Source organism: Caballeronia sp. INML3B, from assembly GCF_023631305.1.
Lineage (GTDB): Bacteria > Pseudomonadota > Gammaproteobacteria > Burkholderiales > Burkholderiaceae > Caballeronia > Caballeronia turbans.
In genome coordinates, this window is sequence record NZ_JALQDI010000044.1 from 33,117 (window position 1) to 54,241 (window position 21,125).

Annotated in this window: 21 protein-coding genes; 7 read left to right on the forward strand and 14 right to left on the reverse strand. The window is 62.9% G+C overall.

What is annotated here, in order from left to right:
* Positions 1-136: 136 nt before the first annotated feature.
* From phnF to phnN, 3 genes are read left to right on the forward strand one after another with little or no spacing between them, the layout of a single operon-like run.
* Entirely contained in the window at positions 137-895 is a 759-nt protein-coding gene (phnF, locus tag NCS58_RS20470) for a phosphonate metabolism transcriptional regulator PhnF (protein ID WP_061120736.1), read from the forward strand.
* Complete coding sequence (locus NCS58_RS20475; RefSeq protein ID WP_061120735.1) at positions 892-1,584, forward strand: DUF1045 domain-containing protein; 693 nt, start codon at positions 892-894, stop codon at positions 1,582-1,584. Before phnF ends, NCS58_RS20475 begins: the two co-directional genes overlap by 4 nt.
* Positions 1,581-2,141, forward strand: a complete 561-nt coding sequence (gene phnN, locus NCS58_RS20480) for a phosphonate metabolism protein/1,5-bisphosphokinase (PRPP-forming) PhnN (RefSeq protein ID WP_061120734.1) — start codon at positions 1,581-1,583, stop codon at positions 2,139-2,141. The genes NCS58_RS20475 and phnN overlap by 4 nt, the downstream gene beginning before the upstream one ends.
* A 104-nt stretch (positions 2,142-2,245) precedes the next feature.
* On the opposite strand, the gene phnE is transcribed toward phnN, so the two are convergent.
* From phnE to phnC, 3 genes are all read right to left on the reverse strand, one after another.
* Complete coding sequence (gene phnE, locus NCS58_RS20485; RefSeq protein ID WP_250477514.1) at positions 2,246-2,980, reverse strand: phosphonate ABC transporter, permease protein PhnE; 735 nt, start codon at positions 2,978-2,980, stop codon at positions 2,246-2,248.
* 84 nt (positions 2,981-3,064) lie between these two features.
* On the reverse strand, positions 3,065-4,036 hold the full coding sequence (gene phnD / locus NCS58_RS20490; protein WP_250477510.1) for a phosphonate ABC transporter substrate-binding protein: 972 nt from the start codon (positions 4,034-4,036) through the stop codon (positions 3,065-3,067).
* Positions 4,037-4,069: 33 nt separating this feature from the next.
* Positions 4,070-4,906, reverse strand: coding sequence for a phosphonate ABC transporter ATP-binding protein (gene phnC, locus NCS58_RS20495; protein WP_061120731.1), 837 nt, complete (start codon positions 4,904-4,906; stop codon positions 4,070-4,072).
* 227 nt (positions 4,907-5,133) lie between these two features.
* Between phnC and NCS58_RS20500 the strand changes: the two genes are divergently transcribed.
* A complete protein-coding gene (locus tag NCS58_RS20500) occupies positions 5,134-6,522 on the forward strand; it encodes a dihydrolipoyl dehydrogenase (RefSeq protein WP_061120785.1) in 1,389 nt (462 codons plus the stop codon).
* A gap of 297 nt (positions 6,523-6,819) precedes the next feature.
* Positions 6,820-7,563, forward strand: a complete 744-nt coding sequence (locus NCS58_RS20505) for a Pr6Pr family membrane protein (RefSeq protein WP_250477511.1) — start codon at positions 6,820-6,822, stop codon at positions 7,561-7,563.
* Here the strand turns inward: NCS58_RS20505 and NCS58_RS20510 are convergent.
* The 11 genes from NCS58_RS20510 to NCS58_RS20560 form a co-directional block, all read right to left on the reverse strand.
* Complete coding sequence (locus NCS58_RS20510) at positions 7,560-8,783, reverse strand: YbfB/YjiJ family MFS transporter (protein ID WP_061120783.1); 1,224 nt, start codon at positions 8,781-8,783, stop codon at positions 7,560-7,562. The genes NCS58_RS20505 and NCS58_RS20510 overlap by 4 nt on opposite strands.
* A 71-nt stretch (positions 8,784-8,854) precedes the next feature.
* Entirely contained in the window at positions 8,855-9,469 is a 615-nt protein-coding gene (locus tag NCS58_RS20515; RefSeq protein WP_061120730.1) for a TetR/AcrR family transcriptional regulator, read from the reverse strand.
* A gap of 190 nt (positions 9,470-9,659) precedes the next feature.
* The gene (locus NCS58_RS20520) at positions 9,660-9,968 is read right to left on the reverse strand and encodes an EthD family reductase (protein ID WP_061120729.1); all 309 of its coding nucleotides are present in this window, start codon (positions 9,966-9,968) and stop codon (positions 9,660-9,662) included.
* Positions 9,969-10,021: 53 nt separating this feature from the next.
* Positions 10,022-10,954 carry an MBL fold metallo-hydrolase gene (locus NCS58_RS20525; RefSeq protein WP_061120782.1) on the reverse strand — a complete coding sequence of 311 codons (933 nt, stop codon included), beginning with the start codon at positions 10,952-10,954 and terminating at the stop codon, positions 10,022-10,024.
* Positions 10,951-11,817, reverse strand: a complete 867-nt coding sequence (locus tag NCS58_RS20530; protein ID WP_061120728.1) for a quinoprotein dehydrogenase-associated SoxYZ-like carrier — start codon at positions 11,815-11,817, stop codon at positions 10,951-10,953. Before NCS58_RS20530 ends, NCS58_RS20525 begins: the two co-directional genes overlap by 4 nt.
* A gap of 20 nt (positions 11,818-11,837) precedes the next feature.
* On the reverse strand, positions 11,838-12,770 hold the full coding sequence (locus NCS58_RS20535) for a quinoprotein relay system zinc metallohydrolase 2 (RefSeq protein ID WP_061120727.1): 933 nt from the start codon (positions 12,768-12,770) through the stop codon (positions 11,838-11,840).
* On the reverse strand, positions 12,767-13,741 hold the full coding sequence (locus NCS58_RS20540; RefSeq protein WP_061120726.1) for a LysR family transcriptional regulator: 975 nt from the start codon (positions 13,739-13,741) through the stop codon (positions 12,767-12,769). Before NCS58_RS20540 ends, NCS58_RS20535 begins: the two co-directional genes overlap by 4 nt.
* Before the next feature lie 684 nt (positions 13,742-14,425).
* Positions 14,426-15,193 carry a hypothetical protein gene (locus NCS58_RS20545; RefSeq protein WP_061120725.1) on the reverse strand — a complete coding sequence of 256 codons (768 nt, stop codon included), beginning with the start codon at positions 15,191-15,193 and terminating at the stop codon, positions 14,426-14,428.
* Positions 15,190-16,101: a substrate-binding domain-containing protein gene (locus NCS58_RS20550; protein WP_061120724.1), complete on the reverse strand. Its 912-nt coding sequence runs from the start codon at positions 16,099-16,101 to the stop codon at positions 15,190-15,192. Before NCS58_RS20550 ends, NCS58_RS20545 begins: the two co-directional genes overlap by 4 nt.
* 62 nt (positions 16,102-16,163) lie before the next feature.
* Positions 16,164-16,583 carry a c-type cytochrome gene (locus NCS58_RS20555; protein WP_061120723.1) on the reverse strand — a complete coding sequence of 140 codons (420 nt, stop codon included), beginning with the start codon at positions 16,581-16,583 and terminating at the stop codon, positions 16,164-16,166.
* 104 nt (positions 16,584-16,687) lie between these two features.
* Positions 16,688-18,499, reverse strand: coding sequence for a methanol/ethanol family PQQ-dependent dehydrogenase (locus NCS58_RS20560; RefSeq protein ID WP_250538869.1), 1,812 nt, complete (start codon positions 18,497-18,499; stop codon positions 16,688-16,690).
* A 354-nt stretch (positions 18,500-18,853) separates the two neighbouring features.
* On the opposite strand from NCS58_RS20560, the gene NCS58_RS20565 reads away from it, so the two are divergent.
* A complete protein-coding gene (locus NCS58_RS20565) occupies positions 18,854-19,237 on the forward strand; it encodes a 4a-hydroxytetrahydrobiopterin dehydratase (protein ID WP_061120721.1) in 384 nt (127 codons plus the stop codon).
* An 826-nt stretch (positions 19,238-20,063) separates the two neighbouring features.
* The gene (locus NCS58_RS20570) at positions 20,064-21,104 is read left to right on the forward strand and encodes a beta-ribofuranosylaminobenzene 5'-phosphate synthase family protein (RefSeq protein ID WP_061121945.1); all 1,041 of its coding nucleotides are present in this window, start codon (positions 20,064-20,066) and stop codon (positions 21,102-21,104) included.
* Positions 21,105-21,125 lie beyond the last annotated feature (21 nt).

Sequence of the window (21,125 nt, forward strand, 5' to 3'; positions counted from 1 at the left end):
GCCGTCCTATGCTACTCGTCGCCTTATCTAGTCGTCTAGACGTTTGGTCGTGTAGTGAGGCTTTTCACATTTCCATCACGAGTTGCGCACTACAATCCGGAAGAACGATATTCAAACCGACAGGAATGACAGCGCCATGACATCCAGCGAAAATGCCGCGCCTCTCCATGCGGTCGAGCGCGGCGCGGGGGTTGCGGTCTGGCGGCAGATCGAGCAGATCCTCGCCGCGGAGATCGCCGCAAAGAGCTTCGGCGACGAAGGACGTCTGCCGAGCGAGGCCGAACTCGCCAGGCGCTTCGACGTGAACCGTCATACCGTGCGCCGCGCGATGCTTCGGCTCGCCGCGACGGGCCTCGTCAGCGTCGAGCAGGGGCGCGGCACGTTCGTGCAGCCGGGCGCGATCGACTATCAGATCGGACGCCGCACGCGCTTCACGGAGAACCTGCGCCGCCAGAAGCACACGTCGGCGGGCGTCGTGTTGAGCTCGGAGCGCGTGAAGGCCGATCCGGCCGTCGCGAAGGCACTCGGCGTGCGCGCGGGCACGCTCGTCTATCAGATCGAAACGCGCCACGATTCCGACGGCATCCCGATGACTTACGCGCGTAACTGGTATCCGGCCACGCGCTTCAACGATCTGCCCGCGTCGATCGAAGCGGCGGGCGGCATCAGCGCTGCGCTTGCGAAGTTCGGCGTGAAGGACTACACGCGCAAATGGAGCCGCATCGGCAGCGTGCTTCCTTCGTCGGACGTGGCGCGGCGCTTGCAGATCAATCGTCAGCAGCCGGTGCTGTGGGTCGAGAACGTCGATGTCGACGAGAACGGCGTGCCGATCAAATACGGCATCACGCATTTCGCGGCGGACCGCGTGCAGTTGATGGTCGAGCACGATCTATGAGCGTTGCCGCCCATCCGCGCGTGGCGCTCTATTACGCCCCGCCCGCCTCCTCCGCATGGTGGCGCGACGGTTGCGAGTGGCTCGGGCGCGATCCCGAGAACGGACGCGAGACCGCGACGGCCGTTCATGACGTCACGCATGCGCCGCGCCGTTACGGCTGGCACGCGACGCTCGTCGCGCCCTTCCACATGGCCCCCGGCATCGAACTCGCGGACGTGCTCGCGTGCGCTCGCGCATGGGCAAGCGCAGTGCCGCGCTTCGAGATGCGCGTCAAGGCGGCCGAACTGGGCCGCTTCGTCGCGCTGCGGCCCGCCGAAGCCAGCGACGACGCGACGCTTCGCACGCTCGCCGCCAGTGCCCTGCAGGCGCTTTCCGGGCTACGCGCCACGCCTTCGCCTGAAAGCCTCGAACGGCGCATTCACGAGGACATGAGCGCGCGCCAGGTCGAGCTTCTGCGCGCATGGGGCTATCCGTATGTCTTCGACGAATATCGCTTTCACATGACGCTTTCAGATTCGCTCGACGACGCGAACGCGCGCGCGTCGATCGTGTCGGAATGGATGCGGCGCATCGATGCGCTCGGCCCGCTGCCGGTGCACGGCGCGGCGCTTTTCATCGAACCCGAGCCGGGCGCGGCCTTCACGCTGTGGCAGCGCCTGCCGTTCAACAACGCACAGGATGTGGCATGACCGAAGTCGATAGCTCGAAACTGATCTACGTGATGGGACCATCGGGCGCGGGCAAGGACTCTTTGCTCGGCTTCGCGCGCGAACGCATCGGCGCGCAGGTGATGTTCGCGCATCGCTACATCACGCGCGCGGTCGGGGAAGGGGAGAACCATATCGCGCTGTCGCATGACGAGTTCACTTCGAGGCTTTCATATGGCCTCTTCGCGATGCATTGGACGAGCCTCGGGCTGCGCTACGGCATCGGCATCGAACTGGATGCGTGGCTTGCGCGCGGCATGCCCGTCGTCGTGAACGGTTCGCGGCAGCACGCGGGACTCGCGCTCGACCGTTATCCCGACGCGCGCTTCGTGCATATCGATGCAACGCCTTCGGTCCTGGCCGCGCGTCTCGCGCGCCGCGGACGCGAGGATGCGCGGCAGATCGAAGCGCGGCTTGCGCGCCGCCCCGCGTTCGAATTGCCGTCGCACGCGCGCGTCGTGAACATCGACAATTCCGGCATGCTCGCCGACGCCGGCACGCAATTCCTCGACGTGCTCGCGGTCGCGGGCCGCGTCTAGGCTCACCGCGCCCTTCTCTCTTCCGCGACGGGACAATTCACGGTGGCCGAGGAATTTTGAGGCAGACACGCAAATGCCGCCACGTCCTGATGTCGTGACGCAGCTCAGATCACGCGCTCGCGCACCCAGCCGGATACGAGGTCGATCAGCGACACGATCACGATGACGATCAGCATCACCGCGCATGTCTGCGCATAGTTGAACGAGCGGATCGCCTCATAGAGCACGACGCCGATCCCGCCCGCGCCCACCATGCCGACGACCATCGCGGAGCGCACGTTCGACTCGAAGCGATACAGCGCGAACGAGATCCACAACGGCAACACCTGCGGCAGCACGCCGTAGACGATTTCATCGAGACTGCTCGCGCCGGTGGCGCGCACGCCTTCGGCGGGCCTCGAATCGACGGCCTCGACCGCTTCCGCGAAAAGCTTCGCGAGCACGCCCGTCGTATGCACCCAAAGCGCGAGCACGCCGGCGAACGGACCGAGCCCGACCGCGACGATGAAGAGCATCGCGAAGACCATTTCGTTGATCGCGCGGCACGCGTCCATCAAACGTCGCACCGGTTGCGAGACCCACGCGGGCGCGATGTTCTGCGCCGAAAGCAAGCCGCACGGCACTGCGCAAACCAGCGCGAGCGCCGTGCCCCACACCGCGACCGCGAGCGTCACGATCATTTCATGCGCATACGTGCGCCATTCCGTGAAGTCGGGTGGAAAGAAGTCGCGTGCGAACTCGCTCATGTTGCCCGATGCGCCGAGCAGATCGAGCGGACGCATGTCCGCGCTTTTCCATGACAGCCCGAGCACGGCGATGACGACGATCCAGCCGAGCATCGACGTCCAGCTTCGCCTGGGTGCGCTCGTCGTGATGGGCCGGACGACGCCGGCCTCGAACGTGGCTACGTCGAGCGGCTTCATTTACTTCGCCGCCGTGCTGTCGAGCGCGGCGATCTTCTGATCGAGCGCTGCGAGCTGCGCTTCCTTGTCGGCGGCGTCGAGATGCGCATCGTTCTGCACCTGCTCCTTCTTCTGAAAGAGTGACATCTGACGAATGGGCACGAGCTGCGCGTTCGACGAATCCGCGAAGCCCGAATAACCCGATATCGAAGCCATCACCGCCTGCTCGCGCGGATCCTTTTCAGCGTAGTGATCGAAGAAGCTGCGCAGCTTTTCCTTCGTCGCCTGCGGCAGATCGCGGCGCCACACGAGCGGGTCGGACGGGATCAGCGGCGACTTCCACAGCACGCGCACCTTCGGATACAGCTCCGGATGCTGCTTCTTGATGGTGTCGAGCATGTCGGTGTTGTTGGTCGCGACGTCGATCTTGTCGTTCACGACCGCGAGCATGTTCGCCTCATGACTCGACGGCAACACGCTCTTGAACGCGCGCTTCGCATTGATACCGTTCTTCGCGAACAGATAGTACGAAGGCACGAGCGTGCCCGACGTGGAGTTCGGATCGCCGAAGCCGAGATTGATGTCCTTCGTGTTCTTCAGCACCTGATCGAGCGACTTCCACTTGCTGTTCGCGTTCGTGATGAGCAGCGAGTAATAGCCCGCTTCGCCGTTCTTGTACTTCACTTTCGCGAAGACTTCGCCATTCGAACGATCGACGGCTTCGATCGCCGAAGCATTCCCGAAGAAGCCGATCTGCACCTTGTTGAAGCGCATCGCCTCGATGATGCCCGCATAGTCGGTCGCGAAATACGCCTTCACGTCGAGGCCGGTCTGCTTGTTCAGATCGTCGATGAGCGGCTGCCAGCGCTGCTTGAGCGCGGCGGACGAATCGGTGGAGATGATGCCGAAGTTGATCGTCTCGGCAAGAACGGTCTGCGTCAGAAGGCAAGACGCGAGCGCGGCGCCGGCCAGGAAGAGACGGGCTGTTTTCATGATGCGATCCAGGGTTGATGTTCGGTTCGAAACTTAAACGCCCGCGGCCGAGGCGAATGCCTGCGAAGCTTGCGTGTGCGCGCTCGGCGCGCTGCGATGCGTGAGCAGTTCGTCCGCCGACGAGCCGTACAGCTCGCGCAGCACGGCGGACGTGAGGCGCTCGCTCGCGCCGTCGAACACGACGCGGCCATCGCGCAACGCGATCGTGCGCGGGCAGTACTTCATCGCCACATCGATCTGATGCAGCGACACGACGACCGTCAGGCCGTGCTCGCGATTGAGCGCCTGCATCAACTCCATGACGCGGCGCGCCGATTCGGGATCGAGCGATGCGATGGGCTCATCGGCGAGCACGATGCGCGCGCGCTGCACGAGCGCGCGGGCCAGTGCGGCGCGTTGCTGCTGGCCGCCGGACAGATTGCTCGCGCGCTCGAATGCGTGCTCGCCGATGCCCATCGCGGTGAGCGATTCCATCGCGAGCGAGCGCTCGCCGCGCGGGAAGCGGCCCGCGAGACGCCGCCACAGCGATACGCGCGACAACGCGCCGATCAGCACGTTGGTCAGCACCGAAAGGCGTCCGACTAGATTGAATTGCTGAAACACGAAGGCGACGTCGCGGCGGATCGGGCGCACTTCGCGCACGATCCTGCCGTTCTGCTGGATCGGCCGGCCGAGCAACGTGACGTGCGATGGCGCGGGGTCGGATGCCGTGAAGCCCGCGATGTGCCGCAGGAGCGTCGATTTGCCGGACCCCGATGCGCCGATGAGCGCGACCATTTCGCCCTCCTCCACGCGCAGATCGACGGAATCGAGCGCCTTGCGGCCGTTTCCGAACGTCTTGGTGAGACGCTCGATGCGAATTGCGTCCATAGCTTCCCTCGATGGGCGCGCTCAAACGGCGCGCTGAAACGTTCGGGAGATTCTAGGAAGCGAACATGACGAGACAGTGACGCGCATGAGACGTCTAGATGAATACATGACTTCATCGCGCCGTCGTCTGAGACGATCGAGCAGGAAATCGATCCGAACGAGCATTCGCGTTTCGTGTGGCGCGCGTCATGATGGTTGCAAATGCAACAACCATTCGGGACTTCATCATGAACACGATCCATACGGATGTCGCCATCATCGGCGCGGGCAGCGCGGGACTTTCCGCGTATCGCGCGGCGAAGGCGGCGGGCGCCTCGGCGATTCTCATCGAAGGCGGCGCGCACGGAACGACGTGTGCGCGCGTCGGATGTATGCCTTCGAAGCTGCTCATCGCTGCGGCCGACGCGGCGTATCACGCGACTCACGCCGATGCATTCGGCGTGCATATCGACGGCGCGGTGCTTATCGACGGGCGCGAGGTGATGGCGCGCGTGAAGCGTGAGCGCGATCGCTTCGTGGGCTTCGTCGTTGCGGGTGTCGATGCGATGCCCGATGCGGACAAGCTCATCGGCTATGCGCGTTTCATCGACGACAACTTGCTGCAAGTGGGCGAGCACACGCGAGTGCACGCGAAGAGCGTCGTGATCGCGACCGGATCGAGCCCCGTCATGCCCGCGATGTATCGCGCGCTCGGCGATCGCGCGGTCATCAACGACGACGTGTTCGCATGGGACGACCTGCCGAAGCGCGTCGCGGTGATCGGCGCGGGTGTCATCGGGCTGGAACTGGGTCAGGCGCTGGCGCGGCTCGGCGTGCGGGTATCGGTATTGGGTGCGCGCGGACGCGTCGGGCCCTTGAGCGATCCGGATGTGCGCGGCTATGCCGAACGTGTATTCGCAGAAGCGCTTCATTTCGAGCCGCGTGCGCAAGTCGAAGCCGCTTTGCGCGAAGGCGATGAGGTGCGCCTGCGTTATGTCTCCGGTGCCGGGGAGCTGATCGAGGACACGTTCGACTATGTGCTCGTGGCCGCGGGACGCAAGCCGAATGTCGGCGGGCTTGGTCTGCACGACACGTCCCTCGCACTCGATGACGATGGATCGCCGCTCCATGATGCGCTGACCTTGCAGGCGGGCACGCATCCGGTATTCATCGCGGGCGATGCGAACGGCGTGCTGCCCCTGCTTCACGAAGCCGCCGACGAAGGTCGCGCCGCAGGGACGAATGCAGCGCGTTATCCGCATGTCGTGGCGGTCGAGCGGCGCGCGCCGATCGCGATTGCGTTCACGGATCCGGGCATTGCGATGGTCGGTGCGCGTTACGTGGACCTAAAGCAAGGCACTTTCGTGACGGGCGAAGTGAGCTTCGAGGATCAAGGGCGCAGCCGCGTGATGCTCAGGAATCGCGGGCTGATGCACGTGTATGTCGATCGCGCGAGCCGCCGCTTCGTCGGCGCGGAATGGATCGGGCCGGATGCGGAGCATATTGCGCATCTGCTTGCGTGGGCTTTGCAAATGACGCTTACCGTCGATGAGATGTTGCGGATGCCGTTTTATCATCCGGTGGTTGAGGAGGGGCTGCGGACGGCGTTGCGGGATGCGGTAGGCAAGCTTGGCTGAAGGTTCGATTCGGAAGGCGTTGGTGGCCCGGTCATGGACGCAGTGCGTAAAGAGGAATTACGTCGTGTTGTTTGACGCGCTGCGCGGACCTCACCTGCGCACCGGACCCGGGCGCCGCGACGCCCGAAAGTCTTCCTCCTTTCAATATCTCGTAATATGAAAGTAATCCGATCTGATTCGATCCCGCTCTAGCGGCGCGAGCGCAAACGAGCTATCGCGGGCGCTAACTTGCGCAGCATGCACCCCGAATGCTGCCGCATTGCCGATCACGACTGCCGCACACGTAAAATGGGCCTCATGCCGAATGCATCTCCCACACCGCCGCGGCAAGAGCCCGAGTTGCCGCTTCACACGCCGAGCACCGCGTCGCTCGCGCTCGCCGCAGCCATCGCGATGATCGCGTGGCTCGCGTTCGCCGCGCAAACGGATATCACCATCGCGCGCGTGGTGCATCGCGGCTTCACCGTGTTCGATGGCATCGCTCGCATGAGCAGCTATCTGACGAACGTCACCGTACTGCTGACCGCACTTTGCTTCACATGCGTCGCGACACGCGCGCACTTCCCCATCGCGCGATTTTTTCGCAGGCCCACAGTGATTACGGCGATCGTCGTGTATATCGTGTTCGTCGGGATAGCCTATAACGCGTTGCTGCGATATCTCTGGACGCCTTCAGGTTATCGCGCGCTCGTCAATGAATCGCTGCATACGATCGTGCCCGCACTCGCGGCGTTGTACTGGTTTTTATTCGTGCCGCGTTTTCATCTGTCATTGCGACGATGTGCGCTCTGGCTCGTCTATCCGCTGTCTTATCTCTGCATCACGTTATGGCGCGGAAGACTTTCCGATTTCTATTCCTATCCATTCATCAACGTCACGGAACTCGGCTATGAGCGCGTGCTCATTAATGCCGCGATGCTCGTCGTCGCGTTTCTCGTGTTGATGAGCGTATTTCTCGCGATCAATCATCGGCGCGAAGACCTGAGCGTGACCGATCCGGAGACCGAATCCGGCGACTCGTCCTCCGGCCGGATCGATTAGGCTTCGACTCGCTTGCGGTTCACGATGAGGTCCGCGACGAACGCGACTGCCAGTGCAAAGGCACCGCACGCGAAGATCAGCGCGTAGTCGTTATGCGTATGCGAGAAGAGGAACGAATAGCCATATCCCGCGAGCGCCTGGCACAGCGCGAATGCCGATGTCGCCCGGCTCCACGCCGCGCGCTGCTCGACATGATCGTGCGGCAGGAGCTCATGCACGCGGCCGAGCGCGAGCGGCACGATGCCCGTCGTGGAGACGCCGAGCGCGACGGTCGCGACACCGATCACATACGGATTCGCGCATAGCGCCAGCAACGCCACTGCGCCCGCCTGCAGCGCCAGCACGAACCGGTACGCCATGCCGAAGCCGATGCGATCGCCCGCATTCCCGCAGATGAGCGGCCCGAAGATCGCCGCGACGCCATATAGCACCCAATAGCTCGCGCCCACTTCGGCGCCGCGTCCATAGCCACGCGCGATGCAATCGACGAGCAGAATCATCACGGGCACGAGACCGAGTGCATTCGCCGCGTATTGCGCGTACAGGAGCCGCAAACGCGCGCCGCCGAGCGCATCGGCTTGCATCGTGGCGGCTTGCGCAGCCACGGCGGGCGCATTGGCCGCAGGCCAGCCGAACCACGCGACTGCGGTTAGCGCGAGCGAGAACATGCCGAGACCCATCCACGTATCGTGCAGGCCGTGATGCAGGAGCCTTGGAATCAGCGTGCCCGATGCCGCGATACCGAAGCCCAGCCCGATAAAGATCATTCCGCTTGCGAAGCCGCGACGCGCGGGCGGGATATGCGGCAGGATCGTCGTTGCGACGAGCACCATGATCGCGCCGCCGGACAAGCCCGACAGAAAGCGCCATGCGAAGAACCACGCGATCGATAGCGGAAACGCGCACGCAAAGAACGCGGCCGTTGCGATCGCCATCAAGAGGCGCAGCGCGTGTCGATTGGTGAATGCCCGGGCAATCGCGCGGCCGAAAATCGCGCCTGCGAAATATCCCGCGAAATTCGCAGCACCGAGCGTCACCGCTTGCGATGACGTGAACCAGTGCGCTTCGATGAGCGGCGGAATGAGCGGCGTGTAAGCGAAGCGCGCGAGCCCGATCGCGACGAGACTCGCGCAAAAGCCCGCGAGCATCGCGAAAAGCGCGCGGGCATCGAGCGAAGTGTGCTGACCGCTGCGAATAGGCGATACCGTTTGATCCGACATGATGACGACTCCTGCGGCCAGGTGCGCGTGCACGCGGCCGGACAAAGTGACGTAAAAAAGGTGCGAGAGGTTTAGCGCTTTCCGGCGCTCAGGCCGAGAGGCGGCAGCTTGAGCATCGCCAGCGTCGGTCCGACGGCATTGCTCAGCAACGCAGGCTTCGGATCGACGCGTGCCAGCACGCGCACGCCGAGCAGCACCGCGAGGAGGCTGGTGGCGGCGGCGTCGGCGGACATCACGCGCTCGATGGCGCCGCTCTTCAGGCCAGCCTTCATGCAGCGCTCGAAGAACGCTCGCATCAGCGACATCTCTTCGGCGATGAGTTCGCGAAATTCTTCGTCTTCGGGCGACATCCCGAGCGCCGCGTTGACCAGCATGCAGCCCCGCCGATGTTCGTCCGACACGGAACGCTCGACGATCTCGCGAAAGAAGGCGGTAATGGCCCGGTCAGGCGGCATCGACGATTCGAGCCGCTGGATGCGCTCGCGCAAGGTGTGCTCGAGATAGTGATCGAGCGCACGCAGAAAGAGCGCGCGCTTGTCGCCGAAAGCGTTATAGAGACTCGGTTGTGTGAGCCCCGTGTACTGCACGAGGTCGCGCGTGGACGTGCCTTCGTAGCCGTGCGTCCAGAACGCTTCGGCAACGGCATCGAGCACGCTGTCCTCGTCGAAATTGCGCGGTCGCGCCATGATGCTGCTCCATCGAAATCGAAGGGGCCGATGTTTTATATCGGCTGATACAGAACGTATTGTATCGATGGATACAAAACCGTGCAGCATCCCCATTCGGCGATGCGGGTCATGCGTTGCGGGGAAATGAACCGAGGAAAGACGATGCGCTTCGGAAGACGCACTTGCGTCTCCGAAGGCGTGAGCGGTATCAGGCCTCTTTCGAATCGAACATCAATAGCTCGACGCCAGCCTGAGCGAAGTTGGCGAGATCGCCGGCGGTCTTCTGGCCTTCGGGCGAGCCGAGCGCGGTCTGGATCGCTTCGAGCGAATCGAACTGCAACAGCGCGACGAGGTGATAGGGCGAATCGCCCGACGCGGCCACGACCGGCCCGGTGCTGATCTCGTAGCGCCGCAAGCCCGGCAGCGTCTTCGCAAGCGGCGCATGGGTCGAAGCATAGTATTCGTCGAATGCTTTCGGGTCGGACGGGTTCTTGTATAGCGCTACGAGCTGAGCCATCGTCGTGTCTCCTGGTGGTTGTACGGCGTTAGAGAGAAAGATGCGGCAACGGTTTACTGCTTTTCGAGCTGAAGATAGATGCGCTGCACGTTCTGCGGCTGCGCGATCGCATAGAGCTTGTCATGCTCGAACGCGGGCACTTGCACGGTATGCATCGCCTCGGTGAGGCCGACGCCGTTCTTGTAGGCTCGCTTCACCGCTGCATCGAGTTCGCGGAGATAGTCGCCCGTGCGCATGATGCCGTCGCCTCGCAAGGGCGCGCCGAAGCCCGGAATAACCGTCTTCAGGTCGAGGGCATGCAGGTTTTCCAGCGCGGCGAGCCAGCCGGGAATCTGCTCGTTGCGCAATTCGGGGATGCGTCCGTTCGAGACGAGCCCGCCCGCGAAGAGCACGCCGCTTTGCGTGTCGAGCACGGCGAGGTCGCCGGGCGTGCTCGCGGGCCCGAAGTGCAGCAATTGCAGCTGGCGCCCGCCGCTCTCTATTTCCGTCGTGCCGTTCACCGTCTTGTCGGGCACCGTCACACGCGAGCCGGCCATTTCATCTTCGCCGAGCGTCTTGCGCAGATTGGCGAGGCAGATCGAGCAGCGCTCGCGGATCAGTTGCGCGGCGCGCGCGTGTGCGAGGATCGGCACGCCGTCGTCACGGAACGCGGCCGCGCCGAACACGAACTCGGGCGCCTGATGCGTGATGATGACGAGCTTCACCGGCAACGGCGTGATCTTGCGGATCGCTTCGATCATCGCGCGGCCATAGCGATACGACGCCCCCGTGTCGATCACGGTCACGCCCTCCGGCCCGACGATGAAGCCATTGTTCGCGACGATGCCGTGATTCGCGGGCGCAACCGCATCGTTGTCGCCAAGGAACGCGTACACGCCCGGCGCGATCGCGACGGGCGCGGGCATGCCGCTCATCGCCGCGCGCGCGAGCGTGCTCAACGCGAAGAGCAGCATGCAAACGAGCGCTCGCCAGCGGCTCGCCGTCATTTCATCGCCGATGTTTGCGCGCCGCCCGGTTGCGCGCTGATCGCCACGGCGCCGTCCCACTGCTTGTTCTTCGTATCCTCGATATGCGCTTTCAATTCGCCGCTGCCGCCCGGCACGAAATAGAAGCGGAAATTCGGGTTCTCGCTGATCGAGAAATTGACATTCGCGATCATCACGGGTTTATCCGCATACGTGACCGAGACCTTGCGAATGAAATACGCCGTTGCGTAGTTGCGCGTGACCTGATTCATCGCCATGCCGGTGCGATTCGGATGGCGCACCATCAATTGCGCGAGTTCGGGCTTGCCCGCGACGGCCTGACCTTCGGCCTGAATCCTGACTTGTCCCGCGGTGCGTTCGGCGGCGTCCTCGTCCTTGTCGGCGGGCGCGGAGCAGCCGCCGGATGCCTTCACGAAGCGAATTGCGCTATAGAGCTTGCCGTCGTTGGTCTCGGCGATCACACGCATGAACGTGTAGTCCTCCACGCGCACGCGCGTTTCGATCGTCGCGAGTCCCGATTCCGGTGTGAACTCGAACGAACCCGCATAAGGCTCGGGATTCTCGTCGATGAAAAGATAGAGCTTCCTGATGTAATGCGTGGGCGTCTGGGGGAATTGCGCGTTGACCGCGATCGGCACGACGGCGGCATCCGCCGCGCGCGCGGGCGCATCGAGCTTGATGACCGCATCGCCGTGCGGGTCGATCGCGCGGCCCTTGAACGTGCCTTCCTTGAAGTCGAGCCAGCGCACCACTTTCTCAGGATCGTCGTCGGGTTGCGCCGCTCGCGCGGCATACGGCGCGAAGAGCGCGGCGGCGAGGGTCGCGACCGTCACCGCGCGAGTGCCGGACCATGTTGTCTTCATGATGTCCCTCCAATGCTGCACTACTGCTCCCATTCGAGCTCCGCGTAAGCGGCCGTCACATTGCGACGGTGATAGATGTCGGCGAGGAGCCACGCATCCTTCCCGTCGATGCCGATACCATCGACGGCCTGCCGGATCGTTTCGCCCTTCTTGATGGCCGCACGCACATCGCGCGCCAGATCGGCGAGATAGCGTTCTTCGGCATCGAGCGATTGCCGCCACGGCGGGTCGAGCGGACCGTGCCCCGGCACGACATGACGCGGATTCATCTGGCGAATGCGCGCAATATCGTCGAGCCAGCCGGTCACGCTGCCATCGACGACGGGAAGGCAGCGCACGAACAAAAGATCGCCCGTCCACAAGGTGCCGCTCTTCTCATCGTATACCGTCAAATCGTTGTTGGTATGCGCGGTTTTCCATGTGCGCAGCGTGAGCGTGCGTCCGCCGAGGTCGAGCGTGCCGACGCCGTCGATCGTCATCGTCGGCGCGACGATCTCGCTGCCCGCCGCCGCGCTGCCGAGCTCGCGGTTCAGCGCGCGCATGTAGTTGTCCGCACGCGAGGCTTCGGCCTGCGCGAGCGCCACGCTGCCGACGAACTGCGGATGATCGTCCTTGAATGCCGCATTGCCGAAAATGTGATCCGGATGCATGTGCGTGTTGATGACATAGCAAACCGGCAGCGGCGTGACCGCGCGTATCGCGGCGCGCAACGCGCGGCCTTCGGCGAGCGTGCCGCCCGTGTCGATCACCGCGACGCAGCGCGTCCCGACGATGAAGCCCACGTTCGCGATATCGCCGCCGTTGTCGGGCGTCGCGATATCGTCGTGACCGCGATGCGCGTAATCGCCCGGCGCGATCTGGGTGATCGAAAGCACTGGCTCGCCATGCGCGATAGCTGCGCATGCAATTAGTATGACGAAGACGCCATGACGCCAGGCGAAGGCGACGCTCATCGGACGCCGCCTGATTCGGCGAGGCGTCTGGGTCTGCGCAAGCCGAACTGCGCGTATTCGCGCTCGAGGAACGGCTCCGCGTTTTCGAGGAGGAAGCGACGAAATGCGAGACAGGTCGGCGAAAGTTGTTTCGAGCGTGAGTGCACGAGCTGCCAGGTCCGTTCGACAGGCGTGCCGTTCACGTCGAGCACGGCGATTTCGTCAGTGCGCAATTCGAGCAAAAGCGTGTGGAGCGAGATGAGGCTCACGCCCATTCCCGCCATCACGGCCTGCTTGATTGTTTCGTTGCTGCCGAGCGTGACGCTGCGCGCGGGCACGAAAAGGTTCTGCCGGAATACATGCTCGGCGACCGCACGCGTGCCTGATCCCGGCTCGCGCAGGAGGAACGTGTCGTTCGCGAGTTCCTGGAGATCGAAGGCCTTCGCATGACGCAACGGATGCGAAAGCGGCGCAACGATCACATGCGGATGATAGGCAAGCGGCTCGGCCGTGGTGCCGAGCTCGGGCGGCGGCCGGCCCATGATGGCGAGGTCGGTCGCATTGTCTTGCAGCAAACGCAGGAGCGTCTCGCGATTGCCGACGGAGAAATGCACATCGACTTTCGGATACTGCTGGCGATATAGCGCGAGCAGCTTGGGCGCGAAGTATGTCGCCGAGCTGACGATGCTTACCGCGATCGAGCCGCTGTCGGCTTGCGTGAGCGACATCATCGCGTCTTCGGCGTCTTTGATTTCGCCGAGTATCCGGCTTGCGTGATGCGAGAGCCGCTCGCCGGCTTCCGTCAGCGCGAGACGGCGGGCTACGCGTTCGAACAGCGGCAGACCGATGGCTTCTTCCAATTGGCGGATTTGCATCGATACTGCGGGCTGGGTCAGGTGCAGTTCCTCGGCTGCGCGTGCGAAGCTCGGACAGCGGCTTGCTATCACGAAGATTTGTAGCTGGCGCAGGGTTAGGGAACGGATGAAATTCACAAGGGGTTTTTGGGGGAGCTTGGGGTTCGCTTGGGCTTCTATGGAATCCTGATTTCGTATCGGACTATTAGCACTGCCCCTCCCCGGGGCGGGGGTCACTTTCTTTGCTGCTGCAAAGAAAGTAACCAAAGAAAGCAGCTCCACACGCCCGCGGTCACACGCACTTTGGCCATGCTTGCCAGGTGACCGTGGGCTGCCTAAGTGTCGCCCTCAAAGGACTAACCGGGCTTGGCTCGCGCACGGTCTGTCGCCTCGCATCGCACAGCGGAGCGGTTCAGCACCAAATGGCTCCGGCCCGCTTCGCGGCCGTTGGGTCAATCGGGTCCGCCCGTAATGTCTTGCTAATGCTTCCATCTCACTGCGTGGGTGCTTCGCTGGTTTCCCTTGTGGACCCGGCGGCAGCGCGTAGCGCTGTGCCGAAGCTATTTGGTGCTGAACCAATTGGCTATGCGACGCGGGGCGACAGACCGTGCGCGAGCCAAGCCCGACTGGGCCTATGAGGGCGACACTTAGGCAGCCCACGATCGGCTGGCACGCGTGGCCAAACTGCGTGTGACCGCGGGCCTAACAAGCTGCTTTCTTTGGTTACTTTCTTTGCAGCAGCAAAGAAAGTGACTGCCGCCCCGCATAGGGGCAACGCTAATAAACCACAGACAAAACGGGATCGGGCGAAAAAAAACCGATTCACCGACTAGCCCGCGGCGCATTCGAAGCCTTAACCGGTGCACTCCCCGGCTGGTTCATATTTCTGAACATCCCCTGATAGGCAATCGTGTCCTTCTGCAAAGGATGTGCAAAATCGTTACCTTCCCCCGGCACTTCGGTGCGAATCATGAGCAACCGCCCGGGCACATCGTCGGCCATGACGAACGTATAGCGCTTGCCCGTGTACTTGCTAAAGCGCTCGGCATTGGGATCGTTCAAATAAGGCTGTATGACGATTTGCCGGGCCTTCTCATGCTTGCCGAGCCCAAGCGACTCACTCGACACTGGCGTGATCGCCGGCCCCGCCGCAAGCGCCATGCGCACGCGCTGCTGGAAATAGCGCCGCTGACCGCCCGTCAACTGCTCCATCTCCGCGATGTCGTGCTCGAGAAAATAGATGATCGCCGGATTGCACGGCAGCCCGCCCGGCACATTCACGTCGCCGGTCCGATCTGACACATGCGCGTCGTTCTTGTTGTTACCCGGACTCACGACGAGCACGCGCAGCGTATCTTTCACCCGGGATGGCGGCCCGGAATAATCCACCGCGTAGTCGAGCTCGGTCTGCGGCTCGACACCGTTCATGTGCGGCTGCATGAAGATCAACTGCTCGGCCGGCTTGATGTCGACGCCCGGCGCGGACGCGCCCGCAGCCGGCGCATCGGCTGCGGCCACACCGGCCGACATCGACAGCGCAGCGCACGCAACGGCCCACGCGCGAAGGGAACGCCCGTATGTTCGCTTCATTGCGCGCTTACCGGCTGCAACGGCAGCAATGGAACCTGATAGCTCGACAGAATCTGATCGATCTTCGGCTGATTCGATGCGATCCAGTTATCGACCTTGTCACGCCACGCCTTTTCGCCGTATCGCACGCCCATCGAAATCTCATAATCGAAACGGATCGGCTGGCCCGGCGGGAACGGCACGAGGCGGACCTTGTTATCGGAGCGATTCACGAAGTAGCCCGCGATCGGCCCCCATACGAAAGCCGCATCCACGTTGCCCTGCGCCAGATCACGCTCGATCATCTCGCCCGGAAAGGCCTCAGGATCGCCGCTTTGCCCCTGATACGACACCGCCTGCCCGATCAGGTCATGACTGAGCAGCCAGTCCGTCGCGGGGCTCTTCACGAAGATGCCGAGCTTCATCTTCTTCAACTGCTCGGGCGGCAGATTCATCAGGTCCGACGGCGATTTGATGCTCGCGTATTCGGGCTTGTTCGGGAACACCATCGCGTAGGTGGAATGCAGATAGGGACGCGTGGTCGCAGTGAGCTCGTAGCCCTTCGGCACGCCGATGATCAGATCGCATTTGAAGCGCTCCGTCTGCGGCACCTTCTCACGCAATGTGTTGCGCACGAATCCCATGCGTTGCGGCCAGTACGTGTATTCGAGCTTGTAGCCGAAATCGCTGGCCATCTGGCTCGCGATCTTGTTCTCGTAACCCTCGCCCTTCTTGTTCGAGAGCGGCATGTTGTTGGGATCGGCGCACACGCGCAGCACGCCGTCCGCGCCATCGTTATTCGGCAAGTCGGGGGGTGGTCCGCCCGCGCCTTGCGCGAGCACCTGTTGCGCCGAGAACGTCGCGAATGCCGCGCACAGCGCGGCCAGGAATCGGAACGAAGCGGCGCGGCTTGCATTACGATCAGACATCGACACCTCCGGGTATGAGAGCAATCATCGGACGTTAGCCGTTCATCGGCCGTGCAACGTCCTTATTTTGCATCGATTGCCTGCAGGTCGCCCGGGTTGATCTTGCCATCGGAGCGTCCCTTCAGATAGGCGAAGAGGTTCTCCCAGTTCTTCTGCATCATCTGACTGGAACTGAAATCGGGCATGCCCTTGTCCACGCGCCCGCCGAATACCGTGCGATGGAACTCGTTCTTGTCCAGCGTCTTGAATGCATCGATCAGCGACGGGCCGACCATCCCTTCCTGCTTCGCCCCGTGACAACGTTCGCACGCCAGCGCGCGCCAGGTCTTCCAGCCTTGCAGCGTGTCGTTGTCGACCTTGTTGCCATCGACGACCTTGTACGCGACCGGCTTCATTTGCCCCGTGCCCGCAGGCGTCTGGGCAAACGAAGCGGACGACGCAACGAGCGTCATCGCCAGCAGCAAGAGTGATCGGCCTTTCATACGTCTGACTCCTTGAACATGTCTTGTATATAGGGGTACTTCGGCGCGGCGGCCGTTGCAGCCGCCGCGCATCGCCATCGACTGGCGCACATCAACTACGCGGATCAACCGCCGGGAATCGCGAACACGAAGAGCGTGCCGCCGAGCGCCGTGTACTTCGCGAGCTCCTTGTAGCCGCCGACCGCGCCCAGGCCTTCCGTCGACTTCTCGAGACCCGCCGCCATGCCGATGCCGGCCCAGCCGCCGATGCCCGAGTACACGCCGACATATTGCTTGCCCTGGTACTGGTACGTGAACACGTTGCCGATGACGCCCGACGGCGTCTTGAACTTCCACAGCTCCTTGCCGTCCTTGATGCGCACTGCCTTGATATAGCCTTCGAGCGTGCCGTAGAACACGATGCCGCCAGCGGTCGCGAGCGCGCCGGACCATACCGAGAACTTCTCCGGCTTGGACCACACGATCTTGCCCTTCGCCGCATCCCACGCGATGAAGTTACCCATTGCGCCGTTCTCGTTCGGGCCCGGGTACATCGAGAGCGTTGCGCCGACGAACGGCTGACCCGACACGTAATCGACCTGGAACGGCTCGTAGTCCATGCAGACGTGATTCGTCGGCACGAGGAACAAGCTGGAGTTCGGATCGAATGCGGCCGGCTGCTGGTCCTTCGAGCCGAGCGCCGCGGGGCAGATGTTCTTGACGTTGTGATCGGGACCGGCCTTCTGCGTCGAATAGCTCGCATTGCGGATCGGCAGACCGCTCTTCAGATCGACGCTGTCGGCCCAGTTCACCGCCGGGTCGTACTTCTGCGCGACGAGCAGTTCGCCCGATTCGCGATTCAGCGTGTAGCCGAAGCCGTTGCGGTCGAAGTGAACGATCGCCGGCACCTTCTTGCCGGCGATGTTCAGATCGGAGAGGATCATCTCGTTGACGCCGTCGTAGTCCCACTCGTCGTGAGGCGTCATCTGATAGACCCACTTCGCCTTGCCCGTGTTGAGATCGCGCGCGAAGATCGTCATCGACCACTTGTTGTCGCCCGGACGCTGCGTCGGGTTCCACGTGCCCGGATTGCCCGAGCCGTAGTACACAAGGTTGAGCTTCGGATCCCAGGCGTACCAGCCCCACGTCGTTCCGCCGCCGTACTTCCACTGATCGCCCTGCCAGCTCTTGAGCGACGAGTCCGCACCGACGGGCGCCATCTTGCCGTCGGCCCAGGTCATGGTCGACTGCGGGTCGATCAGCATTTCGTTGTCGGGGCCGACGCTGTATGCCTTCCAGACTTCCTTGCCGTCCTTGATGTTGTATGCGACGAGACGTCCGCGCACGCCGAACTCACCGCCCGAGATGCCGGTCAGCACCTTGTCGCCGAAAACGTGCGGCGCGTTGGTGTTTGTTTCGCCCTTCTTCGGATCGCCGTTCTGCGCGGTCCAGACCACGTCGCCGGTTTTGGCGTCGAGCGCGACGAGCTTCGTATCGGCTTGCTGGAGGAAGATCTTGCCGTCGCCATATGCAAGGCCACGGTTGACCGTATCGCAGCACATCACCGAGATGACCTGATTGTCCTGCTTCGGCTGGTATTGCCAGATGAAGGTCTGATCCTTCAGGTTGATGGCGATAACCTTGTTGGGAAACGGCGAGTGGATGTACATCGTGTCGCCGATGACGAGCGGCGAGCCTTCATGGCCGCGCAGCACACCAGTCGACATGGTCCAGGCAACCTGTAGCTTGCCGACGTTGTTTTCGTTGATTTGCTTGAGCGTGCTATAGCGGTGATTCGAATAATCGCCCGCTTGCGCCGCCCAGTTCGAGGGATTCTTGATCAGGCTGTCGAGCTGCGAGTCGGCCTGGGCCACATATGAATTCAGGCCAGCCGTCGCGACCACCGCCAGTCCAAGAACCAGGGTGCGTAAGTTCATGTCTCCTCCAGAATGGTGATGCCTCCGACCCAGGGATGACCACGCTACCAGGTTGCATCGTGCGCGCCTTCAAATGCAGGTAACGAGCTGCGCTTGGTCCGGTACATAGCCGGACGCTTGCGTAGAGAGGCCAATTGCATATTCCATGCCGGTTTAAGTTGCACAGCTTCAAATCGGGAATTGGGCGGGGAAAGGTGTCGCAAGCGGACGGGTGCTTGTCGGGTGGCGACACATACTGTGTCAAATACGCGAAAAATTGAACGGCGGCGGCGGATCGTGTGACATGACGCGATGCAGCATGTTTTGTTTGGCGCATACTTGGGTGGTTCGCTGCTCTCTTATGGAGGCTTTGCCATGGCTCAAGCCGAAAAGGTCTATTCCGACGAGGAAATCAAGCAACGTCTGACTGGCGCGCTCAAGCACTGGTACGTGGAGGATGGCTGGCTCAGGCGCAAGTTCAAGACCGAAAGCTGGAAAGGCACGCTCATGGTCGTCAATACCGTGGGGCATCTCGCGGAAGCGGCGTGGCATCATCCGGACCTCACCGTTTCTTATGCGTTCGTTATCGTCAAGCTCAAGACGCATTCCGCTAAAGGGATCACTGATAAGGACTTTGCTCTGGCCTCCAAGATCGAAGAAGTTATTCAGTGGCAGCCGGGGAAGGAAGATGGGCCTTTGGATGGGACACCTTCCGATGATCAGCGGTTTCGCTATATCAAGTATGACGAGGCTTCGTAGGGCTTTTTTGCTTTCGGCGGGACCCGTTTTGGTGTTGGTCTATTAGCACTGCCCCTTTGCGGGGCGGCAGTCGCTTTTTTTGCTGCTGCGAAGAACGGCTTTCGCCGGATCCCGATTTCTTTTTGGTTTATTAGCACTGCCCCTGTGCGGGGCGGCAGTCACTTTCTTTGCTGCTGCAAAGAAAGTAACCAAAGAAAGCAGCTCCACACGCCCGCGGTCACACGCAGTTTGGCCACGCTTGCCAGCCCATCGTGGGCTGCCTAAGTGTCGCCCTCATAGGCCACACCGGGCTTGGATCGCGCACGGTCTGTCACCGCGCGTCGCACAGCGGAGCGGTTCAGCACCAAATAGCTCCAGCCCGCTTCGCGGCCGTTGGGTCAATCGGGTCCGCGTGCGCTTCTTTGCTGACGCTTCCACCTCAATGCACTGCCCCTGTACACCGTTGGTTTCCCTTGCAAACCCAGCGGCAGCGCGTAGCGCTGTGCCGGCGCTATTTGGTGCTGAACCAGCGTCTTTTGAGTACTAGCTTGTCAGACCGTGCGCGATCCAAGCCCGGTCAAACCTTTGAGGGCGACACTTAGGCAGCCCACGATCACATGGCAAGCATGGCCAAACTGCGTGTGACCGCGGGCCTAACAAGCTGCTTTCTTTGGTTACTTTCTTTGCAGCAGCAAAGAAAGTGACTGCCGCCCCGCACAGGGGCAGTGCTAATAGACCAACACCAATACGGGATCCAGCGAAAAAAAAACCCAAACCCTCCTGGTACAGGATTTGCCTATCCAAAAGGCCGTAAAAAAAACCCGCGCTTAAGAGGAAGCCCACCCCGATGCCGACCACCTCCCGACGCATATCGCCCGCGGCGATCACAGTGGAATCCCCATCGCGCCTGCATCTCGGCTTCATCGATCCGAACGGCTCGCTGGGCCGCGCCTTCGGCAGCGCGGGCCTCGCCATCGACGCCCACGGAACGCGACTCACCGCGCGGCAAGCGCCAGCATCGAGACAAACCCCGATCATCGAAGGCACGATCAACGACGGCCAGCGCGAACGCATCGAACAGCATCTCGCGCAACTCGAAGCGGCAATGGGCCACGGCCCGACAGTCGATATCGAAGTACACGAAACACCGCGCGCCCACACGGGCCTCGGCTCCGGCACACAACTGGCACTTGCGCTAGGAACCGCATTCGCCCGCGTGCGCGGCCATGCCACCACCACCGCCGATATCGCCCGCATACTCGGGCGCGGCGCGCGCTCCGGCATCGGCATACATGGATTCGATCACGGCGGCCTGATCGTCGATGGCGGGCGCGACGTACGCAACGCGTCCGCCACATCACTGCCGCCGCTCATCGCGCGCCAGCCGTTCCCGGAAGCATGGCGCGTGCTGCTCATCGACGACACCTCGCGCGAAGGCCTCCACGGCGACGAAGAAAAGCGCGGCCTCGCGTCGCTCGCGCCCTTCCCCGCGACGCTCGCCGCGCATCTCTCCCATCTCGTGCTGATGCGCATCCTGCCCGCCGTCGCGGAAAGCGATTTCGACACCTACGCCGACGCCCTCTGCGACCTGCAGCAGACCATCGGCGAATACTTCGCGCCCGTGCAAGGCGGCGTGTTCGCAAGCCCCGCCGTGGCGCGGGCGCTCGAAGCCGTCGCCGCCGAGGTGAAAGCGGGCATCGGCCAGACGTCGTGGGGCCCGGTCGGCTTCGCGTTCGTCGCGAGCGCACAGGACGCCGGGCGCGCGCTCGCGGCCGCGCAACGCGTCTCGCAAGGCGTGCCGCTCACGTTCACGGTCGCCGCGGGACGCAATCGCGGCGCGACGTGGCGCGCGGCCGATCATCGTCATCACGGCGCGAACGCGGCCTGAGCACGCAGCGCGCATCGACAG